This window comes from Enterobacter sp. LM3 (genome assembly GCF_046622475.1).
GTDB lineage: Bacteria > Pseudomonadota > Gammaproteobacteria > Enterobacterales > Enterobacteriaceae > Enterobacter > Enterobacter cloacae_P.
Map to the genome: position 1 here is coordinate 124,408 of NZ_JBJURN010000011.1, position 13,947 is coordinate 138,354.

Below are 13,947 nucleotides of genomic sequence, written 5' to 3' on the forward strand. Positions count from 1 at the left end.
CGATTATCAGACAAGTTACATTGGTTCCGCAGGCAGCATTGTCTTGAGGTTAAATAATATGTAACGCTAATATTCGGGCGATTCGAAAATATAGAAGATGGGGATTATTGTAAAGCGTAAAAGCGGCAAATAAGCAGTGGCCCGTCAAATAATCGAGCCATGAGGTATGATATATTAAGCAGTGATATATTCGTGAGGAGGATTGTTAAGCAGTGCTAACATATTGTTCAACAGCACGGGACGAATATTATCTGGCGTAGCAGTTGCAACCCACTGGCGCATTTGCGTCATTTCCATTCCGGCATAGCCGCAAGGGTTAATGCGCTGAAAAGGCGTAAGATCCATATTAATATTCAGTGCCAGACCGTGGAATGAGCAGCCTTTACGAATACGCAGACCGAGTGAGCAGATCTTCATTTCCCCGACATAGACGCCCGGAGCATCGGCTCGCGGATGGGCATCAATACCATATTCAGCCAGCGTGTTGACGACAGTTTGTTCCAGCAGGGTCACCAGTTCACGCACGCCCAGCTTTCTGCGTTTCAGGTTAAGCAGGACATACATAACCTGCTGGCCAGGGCCGTGGTAAGTTACCTGCCCGCCGCGATCGCTCTGAATGACCGGTATATCACCCGTCATCAACAGGTGTTCGGCTTTTCCCGCCTGTCCCTGGGTAAATACCGGCAGGTGTTCTACCAGCCAGATCTCATCAGGTGTGGTGTCATCGCGTGAGTCGGTGAAGTCATGCATAGCCTGGGAGACAGGCTCGTAGGGTTGCAGCCCGAGATGACGGACAAGAATTTTATCCTGGTACAAAACAGCGTCTCCGAAGACGAGGGACAAAAGGTGAAGCGAGTATATCACAGGGGGGCGATGGGTTACCCGGCTAACCGGGTAACCGCAGAGGGTTACAGCACCATACGAACAATATCGATATTACCTAACTCTTCGTACAGTGTTTCAACCTGCTCAATGTGTGTAGCCGTAATAGTAATGGAAACTGAGTGATAGTTACCTTTACTGCTTGGTTTTACGGTTGGAGAGTAGTCACCTGGCGCATGGCGCTGTACCACTTCAACCACCTGATCAACCAGCTCAGGCAACGCCTGCCCCATTACTTTGTAAGTAAATGGAGTAGGGAATTCAAGCAGTTCGTTAAGTTTGGTTTTCATGTCAGCTCCGGCTTATGTGTAAAAAATAATAACTCCCGCCACAGGGCGGGAGTTTTACTGATACATAGTATATGGGGATCAAAATCACACTTTCAAGTGTTCAATTTTTATCCAAACCAGTGATGGAACATCAGCTTAATGTAATCAATGATTTTGCCGAAGAAATTGCCTTCAGGAATTTCCTGCAGAACAACGAGTGGGCGCTGATCGATAGTTTTGCCATCCAGCTGGAAGTTGATGGTACCCACAACCTGGTTTTTCTGCAGCGGTGCGTGCAGTTCGGTGGTGTTCAGCACGTAGCTGGCTTTCAGATCCTTCATACGACCACGAGGAATGGTCAGGTAGAGGTCTTTATCCACACCCAGGGAAGCACGGTCGTTGTTACCGAACCAGACTGGCTCAGAGGCGAACTCTTTGCCTGCTTTCAGCGGGTTCACGGTTTCGAAGAAACGGAAGCCCCAGGTCAGCAGTTTTTTGCTTTCTGTTTCACGGCCTTTAAAGGTACGGCCACCCATCACGGCAGAGATCAGACGCATCTGACCTTCTGTGGCAGAGGCCACCAGGTTGTAACCGGCTTTGTCGGTATGGCCCGTTTTGATGCCGTCAACGTTCAGGCTGTTATCCCACAGCAGGCCGTTACGGTTGGTCTGGCGGATCCCGTTGAAGGTGAACTCTTTCTCTTTATAAATGGAGTATTCGTTCGGCACGTCACGGATCAGCGCCTGGCCAATCAGCGCCATGTCGCGTGCTGAACTGTACTGCCCATCGGCATCCAGGCCGTGAACGGTCTGGAAGTGGCTATTTTTCAGGCCGAGTGCAGTAACGTAGCTGTTCATCAGACCGACAAACGCATCCTGGCTGCCTGCCGAGAAATCAGCCATTGCGACACAGGCGTCGTTACCGGACTGCAGGTTAATACCGCGGATCAGCTGAGAAACAGGAACCTGCATGCCAGGTTTCAGGAACATCAGTGATGAACCCTTGAACACCGGGTTTCCGGTTGCCCAGGCATCGTTACCGATCGTCACCATGTCGGATTCTTTAAATTTACCTGCCTTCATGGCCTGACCGATAACATAGCTGGTCATCATTTTGGTCAGGCTGGCCGGATCGCGGCGAGCGTCGGCATTCTGTTCTGCCAGAACTTTGCCAGAGTTGTAATCGATCAGGATGTAGGATTCCGCGTCTATTTGCGGAACGCCAGGGATCATGGTCTTGATATTCAGGTCATCGGCGTGAGCTGCAGAAAGAGCAGCTGCGCAAAGGGCCGTGGTCAGCGCCATGCGCTGCACAAAACGAGCAGAAAAAGTGGTCTTCATGGTCAGAACTACGACATCCGTGATGGAATTAAAAAAAGTGCCTTACTATAGCAAATGCTATACAGGCAGGCATCCGACTTTCAGTATGACTTTGTGAACGTGAGTTACACAAACCGACAATTCGGATACCGCCGATTACTTACTTCGCAACAGCAATAAAGGACTGCAGTTGCGCTTCATTTTGCAGACGCTGCTGCAGGGAGGCGGCCTGTGATTTGCTGGCAAACGGCCCCATCTGAATACGCCAGACGGCTCCGTTTTGCTCAACGCGCCCAGGTACACCAAACTGCTGGCTTAAGCGTTGCTGATACTGCTGCGCACGTGCCCGATCGCTGACCGCACCCACCTGAACCACGAAACCACCGCTGGCAGCTGCAGGAGCAGAAACGGCTGTACCAGGCGTGCTGGCTGGAGCCGTGACAGGCGCGGGCTGTGTGACAGGAGTGGACTGCGTGACAGGAGTGGCAACAGGAGCTGGCGTCGGTTCGCTGCCTTCCAGTACGCCCGGGGCTAAGGCCGTCGGAGCCCCCAGGAAGCCGCTACTCTTTACCGGTGCACCCGTGCTGTCATCGCTTTGCAGCGTATCGTTGCTGATGGCGTGGACATCTCCCCCTGCCTGAGCAGGCTCAGCGGGGGAAGAGGCACTCCCCATTCCGCCGTTCAGATCCGGGCGATCGGGAAGGGCGTACGTCTGTTTCGCCACAGTCGTACAGGCCGTACCCGGTCCGGAGAGCGAACCGTCCTGCGCCACGATAATTGGGTCGATACGGACTTTGGTATTGTTCGACGTGTTCAGACGGTCTGCCGCAGCGCGAGACAACGAAATTACACGGTCGTTACCGTATGGGCCACGATCGTTGATGCGTACCACGATCATTCGGCCATTTGCCAGGTTAGTGATGCGGGCATAGCTCGGAATGGGCAGCGTTGGGTGTGCCGCCGTGATCTGCACCGGGTCGAACGCTTCACCTGATGCGGTCAGGTTGCTACCGGGTTCAGCATCATAAATGGCGGCAAAGCCAGCCTGGCTGAAACGGGAAGGATCCTTAACGATTTTGTAGCTCTTGCCGTCGCGCTCATAATCCTGATTCGCGCTGGCATTCAGCGGTTCGTAAACGGGATCGGCTCCGCTGATTTCAACAATCGGGCCATTACAGACAGCAGGCTGCGGCGGCGCGACAGTCGCCTGTTGCTGACCATCATTTGTACAGGCCGCAAGTAAACTTGCTGCGATGCAGATACCCAGCCACTGCTTACGCATTCCTATCCCCTTATTTTTATACGCTTTTTGACAACATTTTTCTGTGAGTATGGATCGACATCACGATACCAAACCCGGCCATCAACACGATCAGTGCCGAGCCTCCGTAACTCACCAGCGGTAGCGGTACGCCTACAACCGGCAGAATACCACTCACCATACCAATATTTACGAAGACATAAACGAATAAAATCAACATCAACCCGCCCGCCATGACGCGGCCAAAGGTGGTTTGCGCGCGTGCGGCAATCCACAGTCCTCGCATGATCAGTAGCACGTAAAGCGCCAGCAGGATTAAGATGCCAACCAGTCCCAGCTCTTCCGCCAGTACCGCAAAGATAAAGTCGGTGTGGCGTTCCGGCAAGAATTCCAGCTGCGATTGGGTTCCGTGCAGCCAGCCTTTACCGCGCAGGCCACCGGAGCCAATAGCAATCTTCGACTGAATAATATGATAGCCCGCGCCCAGCGGATCGGTTTCTGGATCGAGCAGCATCATGACGCGCTGGCGCTGGTAATCATGCATCAGGAAGAACCAGAGTACAGGGATAAAGGCCGCGATCAGCACCACTGCGATACCAATCAGACGCCAGCTTAGCCCCGACAGGAACAGTACAAACAGGCCGGACAGGACGATAAGAATTGAGGTGCCGAGGTCAGGTTGTGCTGCTACCAGCAATGTTGGCAGGAAAATTAGCGCCAGTGCGATTGCGGTGTTTTTTAGCGAAGGTGGACAGACGTCGCGGTTGATAAAGCGCGCCACCATCAAGGGTACGGCAATTTTAGCAATTTCAGACGGCTGGAAGCGCACAACCCCCAGATCAAGCCAGCGCTGAGCCCCTTTTGAGATCGCACCAAAGGCGTCTACGGCGACCAGCAGGATAATACAGAAAATGTAGAGATAGGGTGCCCAGCCTTCGTAGACGCGTGGCGGTATTTGCGCCATGACGACCATAATGACCAGACCCATTGCGATCTGACCAATTTTACGCTCCATCATGCCGATGTCCTGGCCGCTGGCGCTCCAGATAACCAGCGCGCTGTAGGTCAGCAAAGCCAGCAGAATCAGAAGCATCGCTGGGTCGATGTGGATTTTATCCCACAGCGATTTTTTATTTGGATTATCCGTCATGATTATTGGTCCTCCGCCGCAGCGGATGCCGGGGTTTCAGTCGGCAGTTCGGTGTTGTTATCGCCCAGCATAATGTGGTCGAGGATTTGGCGCATGATGGTACCTACCGCCGGTCCAGCACCACCGTTTTCCAGAATCATTGCTACCGCAACCTGCGGGTTATCAAAAGGAGCAAACGCTGTCATGAGTTTATGGTCACGCAGACGTTCAGCAATTCTGTGCGCGTTATAGGTTTCATTCGCCTTCAGACCAAAGACCTGAGCGGTACCTGATTTGGCGGCCACCTTATACGGCGTTCCGGTAAAATACTTATGTGCTGTACCGTTCGGACGATTTGCTACGCCGTACATCCCGTCTTTGGCGATTTCCCAGAAGCCGGAGTGAATGTCACCCACTGGCGCTTCATGGGGCTGGTTCCACGGCACTTTTTTGCCGTCTTCAACCGTGCTCATCAGCAGATGAGGCACTTTCACCACGCCATCATTGATGAGGATCATCATCGCTTTGTTCATTTGCAGCGGTGTGGCTGTCCAGTAGCCCTGACCGATCCCCACCGGAATGGTATCACCCTGGTACCACGGCTTTTTAAAGCGCTTCAGCTTCCATTCGCGGGTTGGCATGTTGCCTGAACGCTCTTCGGCGAGGTCAACACCGGTGTAATGTCCGTAGCCGAACTTGCTCATCCACTCCGAGAGGCGGTCGATACCCATGTCATACGCCACCTGGTAGAAGAAGGTATCCGCAGATTCTTCCAGCGACTTGGTGACGTTCAGATGACCGTGACCCCATTTTTTCCAGTCGCGGTAGCGCTTATCGGAACCCGGTAGCTGCCACCAACCCGGGTCAAACAGGCTGGTATTACGGTTGATGACGCCCGCGCTCAACGCCGAGACGGCCACATACGGTTTAACCGTTGATGCCGGAGGGTAAACCCCCTGCGTCGCACGGTTCACCAGCGGGGTGTTCGGGTCATTAAGCAGACCGGAGTAGTCTTTACTGGAGATGCCATCAACAAAGAGGTTTGGGTCGTAGCTTGGCATGGAAACCATCGCCAGAATGCCGCCGGTACGAGGATCGGTGACGACAACGGCTGCACGGCTACCGGCCAGTAGTGTTTCGATATATTGCTGGAGCTTAAGGTCGAGCGTTAAATAGACGTCATGTCCCGCCTGCGGCGGCACCTCTTTCAACTGGCGAATAACGCGGCCGCGGTTGTTGACTTCAACCTCTTCATAGCCGGTCTGTCCGTGCAGGACATCTTCATAATAGCGTTCGATCCCCAGTTTACCGATATCGTGCGTGGCGGCGTAGTTCGCCAGCTTGCCGTCTTTATCGAGACGGTCGACGTCTTTATCGTTAATCTTGGATACGTAGCCAATCACGTGCGTCAGCGCAGAGCCATACGGGTAATAGCGTCGCTTATAGCCTTTGACTTCTACGCCGGGAAAACGGTATTGGTTTACGGCAAAACGCGCGACCTGGACTTCTGTCAGGTTCGTTTTGACCGGAATAGAGGTGAAACGGTGCGAACGGGCACGTTCCTTCTTAAAGGCGGCAATATCGTCATCGTTGAGATCGACAACGTTTTTTAGCGCATCCAGCGTATCCTGCACATTATCGACTTTCTCCGGCATCATCTCAATTTGATAGATGGTGCGGTTTAACGCCAGCGGTGTGCCGTTACGGTCGTAGATAATGCCGCGGCTGGGGGCGATAGGCACCAGCTTGATACGGTTTTCGTTTGAGCGCGTCTGGTAATCCGTAAAACGGACAATTTGCAGATTATAAAGGTTGGCGATCAGCACGCCGGTAAGCAGCAAAACCCCCGTAAAGGCGACCAGCGCCCGGCGCACAAACAGCGCGGACTCAGCCGTATAGTCGCGAAAAGAATTCTGTAGTTTCATCCGCTGCTTAATCTACCCTGGTCAAGTCACTATTCGCGGTGATAGGGGTGGTTAGTCGTAATACTCCACGCGCGATACAGGCTTTCTGCCACCAGAACCCGAACGAGCGGGTGGGGAAGCGTCAACGCGGAGAGAGACCAACTTTGTTCTGCCGCTGCTTTGCAGGCAGGGGACAACCCTTCAGGCCCGCCAACCAACAGACTGACGTCGCGACCATCCTGCTTCCAGCGCTCCAGTTCGTGCGCCAGCTGCGGTGTATCCCAGGGTTTGCCTGGAATATCGAGGGTGACGATGCGGTTTTTGCCTGCGGCTGCCAGCATCAGCTCACCCTCTTTATCGAGAATACGTTTGATATCGGCGTTCTTGCCGCGCTTTCCGGCGGGGATCTCCACCAGTTCGAACGGCATATCTTTCGGGAAACGACGCAGATACTCAGTAAAACCGGTTTGTACCCAGTCTGGCATTTTGGTGCCGACGGCGACCAGCTGCAACTTCACGCATTAACCCCAGAGTTTTTCCAGCTCATACAGGCGACGGCTCTCTTCCTGCATGACATGGACAATCACATCGCCAAGATCAACAACCACCCAGTCAGCGGTCGCTTCACCTTCAACGCCAAGCGGTAACAGCCCTGCTGCGCGAGATTCCTGAACAACGTGATCAGCAATTGAAACAACATGGCGAGTAGATGTACCGGTGCAGATAATCATGCAGTCGGTGATGCTGGATTTACCCTTAACGTCGATAGCGATGATGTCCTGACCTTTCAGGTCATCAATTTTGTCGATAACAAAATCCTGGAGTGCTTTACCCTGCAAGTTTTCCCCCTGGGTGAATGAGATTGTGTAACTATGAATTCGTGGCCAGACAGTATACCTGAACTGACGCCAGTGTCGGGACAAATGTCACCGGCCGGGCTTTTGAAGGCGGGTATCATCCCACCCTCCGCCTGAGATTGCATCGCCATTTTTGTAAAACAATTTCTGTAAAGCAATGTACCGGCGGGAAAGTCTGGCAGCGGAGGATAACAGTATGGCTTAACCTGTCAAGGCAGGATAATCAATAACGTGCTTTTTCGTATCCACGGTTATGCATCTGTGCTTTTCTGATACAGCCCGTGCTGATGGATATACGCCAGCACTGACGACGGCAGCAGATCGTCACAGGCTAAACCGTGCTGCAGGCGTTCGCGGATCAGGGTGGCTGAAATATCAAACCACGGCGTTTCCGCCAGATAAATTTTCCCGGCAGGGTGATTATGCAGATCTTCCACATTGTCCGTCAGATGGTCTTCAAGCCACTGCTGGTGCTGCTCTTCGCGCATGGTTAGCGGATAACCGGGGCGACGGCAGACGAGAAGATGGCTGTTCTCCAGGATGGTTTCATACTGATACCAACTGGGGAAGTTGAGCAGTGAATCCTGGCCAATAATAAAGGCCAGCGGTTTGTGCGGCCCTTGTTCGGCCCGCCACTCCTGTAGCGTCTGCGACGTCCAGGAGGGGGTGTCGCGGCGCAGTTCGCGCTCATCAAGGCTAAAAAGCGGTTTATCTGCAATGGCCAGAGCCAGCATCTCTTTACGTTGCTCGCTGCTTGCTTCGGGCTGGGGACGGTGCGGCGGGACATTATTGGGCATAATGATGACGTGCTGCAGGCCAATCAGATTCGCCAGGGTTTCAACCGGCTTCAGATGCCCGTAATGCACAGGGTCGAAGGTACCACCATACAGTGCCTGAAGAGAATGCATACTATCCATCGATAAATACGTCTGCCAGCGCCTTATGGCAGAGCAGCAGAGAAAGGCTTTCCAGTTCGGACCAGACCGACTGACCGTAGTCTTGCTTTAACGTTAGCTCTGCGCGCATCAGCAACTGTACCGCCTGGCGTAGCTGTTCATGGCTCAGACGGTTGATAGCCTCGGTGGTCATTACCCGGCGGTTTTGCCATACGCGATGTTTATCGAACAATGAACGCAGTGGCGTATGCGCAGACTGGCGTTTGAGATTGATCAGCAACAGCAGTTCACGCTGGAGCGTACGCAGTAAAATGACCGGTTCGCTACCTTCAAGCCGTAGCTGCTGCAAAATATGCAGGGCGCGTTTACTCTTCGCGGACAGCAACGCATCAACCCAGTGGAACGGCGTAAAGTGTGCGGCATCGTTAACGGCCTGCTCCACGCGTGGCAAGGTCAGTTTGCCGTCCGGCCACAGCAGGGCAAGTCTGTCCAGTGCCTGAGCCAGTGCCAGCAGGTTACCTTCATAGCAGTAGCACAGCAGTTGATTCGCCGCATCATCCAGCTGAAGGTTGTTCTGCTTCGCTCTCGCTGCCACCCATTTAGGCAAATGCGCCTGCTCAGGCGTCTGGCAGGTGACCAGTACTGAGCTAGTCGCCAGTTGGGTAAACCATGCTGCGTTTTCCTGCGCTTTGGTGAGCTTGTTGCCGCGAACAATCAGCAGCAGATCGCTATGTAACAGGCTGACCAGCGTGGCCAGTTGCTCGTTGAGGGCCGCATTAGGGCCACTTTCTGGCAGCAGGATCTGGATTGTCTGGCGCGATGCGAACAGGCTCATCGCCTGGCAAAGTGAGAAGAGGGCATTCCAGTCGGTGTTGTTATCCAGCTGGAACGTGTGGTGTTCATCAAAGCCCTGAGTGGCTGCCACATGGCGGACGGCGTCGAGGCTTTCCTGAAGCAGTAATGGATCGTTCCCGAGAAGCAGATACGCCGCGCGCAGCCCTTCACTGAGCTGCGCGCGGAGTTGTTCAGGATACAACCTGATCATCAGTTACCCATCGAGGTAGAAACAGGAGGCGTGTCAGCATCCGGTTTTTCGATGATATCAGTGCCTTCTTTCGTCGACGCTGCAATGCTTGGCAGTTTACGGATCAGCTGTTCTGCTGCCTTGTCGTACATTTCGTTGATGATAATTTGCTGCTCGGCATCTTTTGCCAGCGCAGTTTGTGGGTTATCAAAGAACGAACGGTACACTTTCGTGCTGATTGGGTAGATATCTTTACCCGGGATCAGTACTGCTGCGTTGACCGACATAACCATCTGGTACTCTGCGGTATGGCCGTCCTGGAAGATAGACGCCGTATCTTTGCTCAGGGTCATACCCAGAACACGGAGAGATGGTACATCCTGGCGCAGCGTGCCTTTCTCGATAAGCTCAACGCCATTCAGACGCAGCTGGCTACGAATTGCCCGGCTGAGTGGGCCATTCGGATCCGACGAGTCGAAGATCATGGTTTTCATCTGGGCAGGCACTGCCGTGGTATTGCGCAGGTGCCAGCCACAACCAGCGGTGACAAGCACCGCCAGAGATAAGAGTATTGTTGCCAGTTGTCGCACGTTTCCTCCCGCGCTTAGCCAACGACCAGATTCAGCAATTTACCCGGTACGTAGATCACTTTACGTACGGTAACGCCCTCAAGATATTTCGCGACCAGATGTTCCTGACCTGCGCGCTCGCGAACCTGTTCTTCGGTTGCATCGACCGCAACGGTAATTTTACCGCGTACTTTGCCGTTCACCTGCACCACAACCAGCGTGGTGTTCTCTACCAGGGCAGATTCGTCAGCCACTGGCCACGGTGCGTTGTCGATATCGCCTTCACCTTTCAGCTCCTGCCACAGAGTGAAGCTGGCGTGCGGGGTGAACGGGTTCAGCATACGGACAACGGCCAGCAACGCTTCACGCATTAAGGCACGATCCTGCTCGCCTTCCTGCGGGGCTTTCGCCAGCTTGTTCATCAGTTCCATAATAGCCGCAATTGCGGTATTGAAGGTCTGACGACGACCAATATCATCGGTTACTTTCGCAATAGTTTTATGAACATCACGACGCAGCGCCTGTTGATCTTCAGACAGCGCGGCCACGTTCAGTGCTGGTGCATCGCCCTGAGAAGTGTGCTCGTAAACCAGTTTCCAGACGCGTTTCAGGAAGCGGTTAGCACCCTCAACACCTGATTCCTGCCATTCCAGGGTCATGTCTGCCGGGGAGGCAAACATCATGAACAGACGTACGGTATCCGCACCGTAACGCTCAACCATCACCTGCGGGTCGATGCCGTTGTTTTTGGACTTGGACATTTTGCTCATGCCGGTATACACCAGTTCATGACCTTCAGCGTCTTTCGCCTTGACGATACGGCCTTTCTCATCGCGCTCAACAATAGCATCTACCGGAGAAACCCAGTTACGCTCGCCGTTCACGCCGACATAATAGAACGCATCCGCCAGAACCATGCCCTGACACAGCAGCTGTTTCGCAGGTTCGTCAGAGTTCACCATGCCTGCATCACGCATCAGTTTGTGGAAGAAGCGGAAGTAGAGCAGGTGCATGATGGCGTGTTCGATACCGCCAATGTAGATATCCACTGGCAGCCAGTAGTTTGCTGCATCGGAATCCAGCATACCGTCCTGATACTGCGGGCAGGTGTAGCGCGCATAGTACCAGGAGGACTCCATAAAGGTGTCGAAGGTGTCGGTTTCACGCAGCGCAGGCTGGCCGTTTACGGTGGTTTTTGCCCACTCAGGATCGGCTTTGATCGGGCTGGTGATACCGTCCATGACCACGTCTTCCGGCAGGATAACCGGCAGCTGATCTTCCGGCGTTGGCATCACAGTGCCATCTTCCAGGGTTACCATTGGGATTGGCGCACCCCAGTAACGCTGACGGGAAACGCCCCAGTCGCGCAGACGGAAGTTCACTTTACGCTCACCCACGCCCAGAGAAGCCAGTTTGTCGGCAATGGCGTTGAAGCCATCTTCGAAGCTCAGACCGCTGAATTCACCGGAGTTAAACAGCGTGCCTTTTTCGGTCAGTGCCTGTTCGGACAGATCCGGCTCGGAGCCATCGGCAGCCAGAATAACCGCCTTGATAGGCAGGCTGTATTTGGTCGCAAATTCATAGTCGCGCTGATCGTGACCCGGAACGGCCATCACCGCACCTGTACCGTATTCCATCAGCACGAAGTTTGCCACCCAGACAGGGATCGCTTCGCCTGTCAGCGGGTGTTTGGCATAGAAGCCTGTTGCAACGCCTTTTTTCTCCATCGTTGCCATATCGGCTTCGGCCACTTTGGTGCTGCGGCATTCGTCGATGAAGGAGGCCAGTTCCGGATTGTTCTCGGCTGCTTTCTGCGCCAGCGGGTGACCTGCGGCCACGGCCAGGTAGGTTGCACCCATGAAGGTGTCCGGACGGGTGGTGTAAACGGTCAGCGTTTGATCGTAGTTTTCAACGTTGAAGGTGATCTCTACACCTTCAGAACGGCCGATCCAGTTGCGCTGCATGGTCTTAACGGTGTCAGGCCAGTGATCCAGATTATCCAGATCGTTCAGCAGTTCGTCAGCGTAAGCGGTGATTTTGATAAACCACTGTGGGATCTCTTTACGCTCAACTTTGGTGTCACAACGCCAGCAGCAGCCGTCGATAACCTGCTCGTTCGCGAGAACGGTCTGATCGTTCGGGCACCAGTTAACGGCAGACGTTTTCTTGTACACCAGGCCTTTTTTGTACAGCTCGGTGAAGAATTTCTGCTCCCAGCGGTAGTATTCCGGGGTACAGGTTGCCAGCTCGCGGCTCCAGTCATAGCCGAAGCCCAGCATTTTGAGCTGGTTCTTCATGTAGGCAATGTTGTCGTACGTCCACGGTGCTGGTGCCGTATTGTTTTTTACCGCTGCGCCTTCTGCAGGCAGGCCGAACGCATCCCAGCCGATGGGCTGCAGAACGTTTTTGCCCAGCATGCGCTGGTAGCGCGCAATCACATCACCGATGGTGTAGTTACGCACGTGGCCCATGTGTAGTCGACCAGAAGGATAGGGAAGCATCGACAGGCAGTAATACTTCTCTTTGCTCTCGTCTTCGGTTACTTCAAAGGTGCGCTTCTCGTCCCAGTGTTGCTGGACTTTTGATTCTATCTCTTCCGGGCGGTATTGCTCTTGCATGGCAGACAGTGGTCCTGTTTTCAATACAGCTACAAATGTAGCCAATGGATGTGTTGTTTCAGATCGGCATAGCATAGCCCAAACGTCCGCGTCAAAACAGCCTTTCGCACAAATGCGCTTTGCAGGAATTTATCGGGTCTGTGGTTCACCTGGCAAAGCGGCAATGAAATAAGGTCTATTATTAGAAATAGTTACTTACCCGGGAGGCAAAATGATGAACAAGGTTGCTCAATTTTACCGCGAACTGGTGGCGACACTGACGGAACGGCTGCGTAACGGCGAGCGCGATGTCGACGCGCTGGTTGAACAGGCACGCGCCCGGGTGATGCAAACGGGTGAGTTAACGCGAACGGAGGTCGAAGAGGTCACGCGAGCCGTGCGCCGCGATCTGGAAGAGTTTGCACGTAGCTATGAAGAGAGCCAGGACGAGATTACCGACAGTGTTTTTATGCGGGTCATCAAAGAGAGCCTGTGGCAGGAGCTGGCGGATATTACCGATAAAACGCAGCTGGAGTGGCGCGAAGTATTCCAGGATTTGAACCACCACGGGGTGTATCACAGCGGGGAGGTGGTGGGGCTTGGCAACCTGGTGTGTGAAAAATGCCATCACCACATTGCGGTTTATACGCCGGATGTGTTGCCGCTGTGCCCGAAATGCGGGCACGATCAGTTCCAGCGTCGGCCTTTTGAGCCCTAGGTAAAAGCAAAACGGCAACGGTGTTGCCGTTTTTAGTGTTTGTTCCCTCTCCCCGTGGGAGAGGGCCAGGGTGAGGGCATCAGGCCGCACAAGGTAAAAGCAAAACGGCAACGCAGTTGCCGTTTTTAGTGTTTGTTCCCTCTCCTTGTGGGAGAGGGCCAGGGTGAGGGCATCAGGCCGCACGAGGTAAAAGCAAAACGGCAACGCAGTTGCCGTTTTTAGTGTTTGTTCCCTCTCCCTGTGGGAGAGGGCCAGGGTGAGGGCATCAGGCCGCACGAGGTAAAAGCAAAACGGCAACTGCGTTGCCGTTTTTAGTGTTTGTTCCCTCTCCCCGTGGGAGAGGGCCAGGGTGAGGGCATCAGGCCGCACGAGGTAAAAGCAAAACGGCAACTGCGTTGCCGTTTTTAGTGTTTGTTCCCTCTCCCTGTGGGAGAGGGCCAGGGTGTGAAGTGGTTTAATAGTTTTAGACACGTTCAGAGGTTATAAATTAAATAACTGATGAGGTGCAAAAAATGAATTCAC

General features: G+C 53.7%; 13 protein-coding genes. 1 reads left to right on the forward strand and 12 read right to left on the reverse strand.

Annotation, left to right across the window (positions count from 1 at the left end; all coding sequences use genetic code 11):
- Positions 1-174: 174 nt before the first annotated feature.
- The 12 genes from lipB to leuS form a co-directional block, all read right to left on the reverse strand.
- Positions 175-816: a lipoyl(octanoyl) transferase LipB gene (gene lipB, locus ACJ9N4_RS13695; protein WP_182274100.1), complete on the reverse strand. Its 642-nt coding sequence runs from the start codon at positions 814-816 to the stop codon at positions 175-177.
- 92 nt (positions 817-908) lie between these two features.
- Positions 909-1,172, reverse strand: coding sequence for a DUF493 family protein YbeD (gene ybeD / locus ACJ9N4_RS13700; RefSeq protein ID WP_003022706.1), 264 nt, complete (start codon positions 1,170-1,172; stop codon positions 909-911).
- A gap of 107 nt (positions 1,173-1,279) precedes the next feature.
- Complete coding sequence (gene dacA / locus ACJ9N4_RS13705; protein ID WP_182919587.1) at positions 1,280-2,491, reverse strand: D-alanyl-D-alanine carboxypeptidase DacA; 1,212 nt, start codon at positions 2,489-2,491, stop codon at positions 1,280-1,282.
- 139 nt (positions 2,492-2,630) lie between these two features.
- Complete coding sequence (gene rlpA / locus ACJ9N4_RS13710) at positions 2,631-3,752, reverse strand: endolytic peptidoglycan transglycosylase RlpA (protein WP_182919588.1); 1,122 nt, start codon at positions 3,750-3,752, stop codon at positions 2,631-2,633.
- A 16-nt stretch (positions 3,753-3,768) separates the two neighbouring features.
- On the reverse strand, positions 3,769-4,881 hold the full coding sequence (gene mrdB, locus ACJ9N4_RS13715; RefSeq protein ID WP_182274103.1) for a peptidoglycan glycosyltransferase MrdB: 1,113 nt from the start codon (positions 4,879-4,881) through the stop codon (positions 3,769-3,771).
- A 2-nt stretch (positions 4,882-4,883) separates the two neighbouring features.
- Positions 4,884-6,785, reverse strand: coding sequence for a peptidoglycan DD-transpeptidase MrdA (gene mrdA / locus ACJ9N4_RS13720; protein ID WP_182274104.1), 1,902 nt, complete (start codon positions 6,783-6,785; stop codon positions 4,884-4,886).
- 29 nt (positions 6,786-6,814) lie between these two features.
- A complete protein-coding gene (rlmH, locus tag ACJ9N4_RS13725) occupies positions 6,815-7,282 on the reverse strand; it encodes a 23S rRNA (pseudouridine(1915)-N(3))-methyltransferase RlmH (RefSeq protein WP_411500561.1) in 468 nt (155 codons plus the stop codon).
- 3 nt (positions 7,283-7,285) lie between these two features.
- A complete protein-coding gene (gene rsfS, locus ACJ9N4_RS13730) occupies positions 7,286-7,603 on the reverse strand; it encodes a ribosome silencing factor (protein WP_003858696.1) in 318 nt (105 codons plus the stop codon).
- A 269-nt stretch (positions 7,604-7,872) separates the two neighbouring features.
- Positions 7,873-8,538, reverse strand: coding sequence for a nicotinate-nucleotide adenylyltransferase (gene nadD / locus ACJ9N4_RS13735; protein ID WP_411500562.1), 666 nt, complete (start codon positions 8,536-8,538; stop codon positions 7,873-7,875).
- Positions 8,531-9,562 (reverse strand): DNA polymerase III subunit delta, encoded by a 1,032-nt coding sequence (holA, locus tag ACJ9N4_RS13740; protein WP_411500563.1) that lies wholly within the window; start codon positions 9,560-9,562, stop codon positions 8,531-8,533. Before holA ends, nadD begins: the two co-directional genes overlap by 8 nt.
- Positions 9,562-10,131, reverse strand: coding sequence for an LPS assembly lipoprotein LptE (gene lptE, locus ACJ9N4_RS13745; protein WP_182274108.1), 570 nt, complete (start codon positions 10,129-10,131; stop codon positions 9,562-9,564). Before lptE ends, holA begins: the two co-directional genes overlap by 1 nt.
- A gap of 14 nt (positions 10,132-10,145) precedes the next feature.
- Positions 10,146-12,728 carry a leucine--tRNA ligase gene (gene leuS / locus ACJ9N4_RS13750; RefSeq protein WP_182919591.1) on the reverse strand — a complete coding sequence of 861 codons (2,583 nt, stop codon included), beginning with the start codon at positions 12,726-12,728 and terminating at the stop codon, positions 10,146-10,148.
- Between the two features lie 214 nt (positions 12,729-12,942).
- Between leuS and ACJ9N4_RS13755 the strand changes: the two genes are divergently transcribed.
- Positions 12,943-13,425: a zinc ribbon-containing protein gene (locus tag ACJ9N4_RS13755; protein WP_411500566.1), complete on the forward strand. Its 483-nt coding sequence runs from the start codon at positions 12,943-12,945 to the stop codon at positions 13,423-13,425.
- The last annotated feature ends 522 nt before the right edge of the window (positions 13,426-13,947 follow it).

Excerpts from the sequence above, each read along its gene's own strand:
- ACJ9N4_RS13755 (WP_411500566.1), top strand. The coding sequence starts at position 12,943 with ATGAACAAGGTTGCTCAATTTTACCGCGAACTGGTGGCGACACTGACG.
- mrdB (WP_182274103.1), bottom strand. The coding sequence starts at position 4,881 with ATGACGGATAATCCAAATAAAAAATCGCTGTGGGATAAAATCCACATC.
- dacA (WP_182919587.1), bottom strand. The coding sequence starts at position 2,491 with ATGAAGACCACTTTTTCTGCTCGTTTTGTGCAGCGCATGGCGCTGACC.
- rlpA (WP_182919588.1), bottom strand. The coding sequence starts at position 3,752 with ATGCGTAAGCAGTGGCTGGGTATCTGCATCGCAGCAAGTTTACTTGCG.
- leuS (WP_182919591.1), bottom strand. The coding sequence starts at position 12,728 with ATGCAAGAGCAATACCGCCCGGAAGAGATAGAATCAAAAGTCCAGCAA.
- holA (WP_411500563.1), bottom strand. The coding sequence starts at position 9,562 with ATGATCAGGTTGTATCCTGAACAACTCCGCGCGCAGCTCAGTGAAGGG.
- nadD (WP_411500562.1), bottom strand. The coding sequence starts at position 8,538 with ATGGATAGTATGCATTCTCTTCAGGCACTGTATGGTGGTACCTTCGAC.
- mrdA (WP_182274104.1), bottom strand. The coding sequence starts at position 6,785 with ATGAAACTACAGAATTCTTTTCGCGACTATACGGCTGAGTCCGCGCTG.
- ybeD (WP_003022706.1), bottom strand. The coding sequence starts at position 1,172 with ATGAAAACCAAACTTAACGAACTGCTTGAATTCCCTACTCCATTTACT.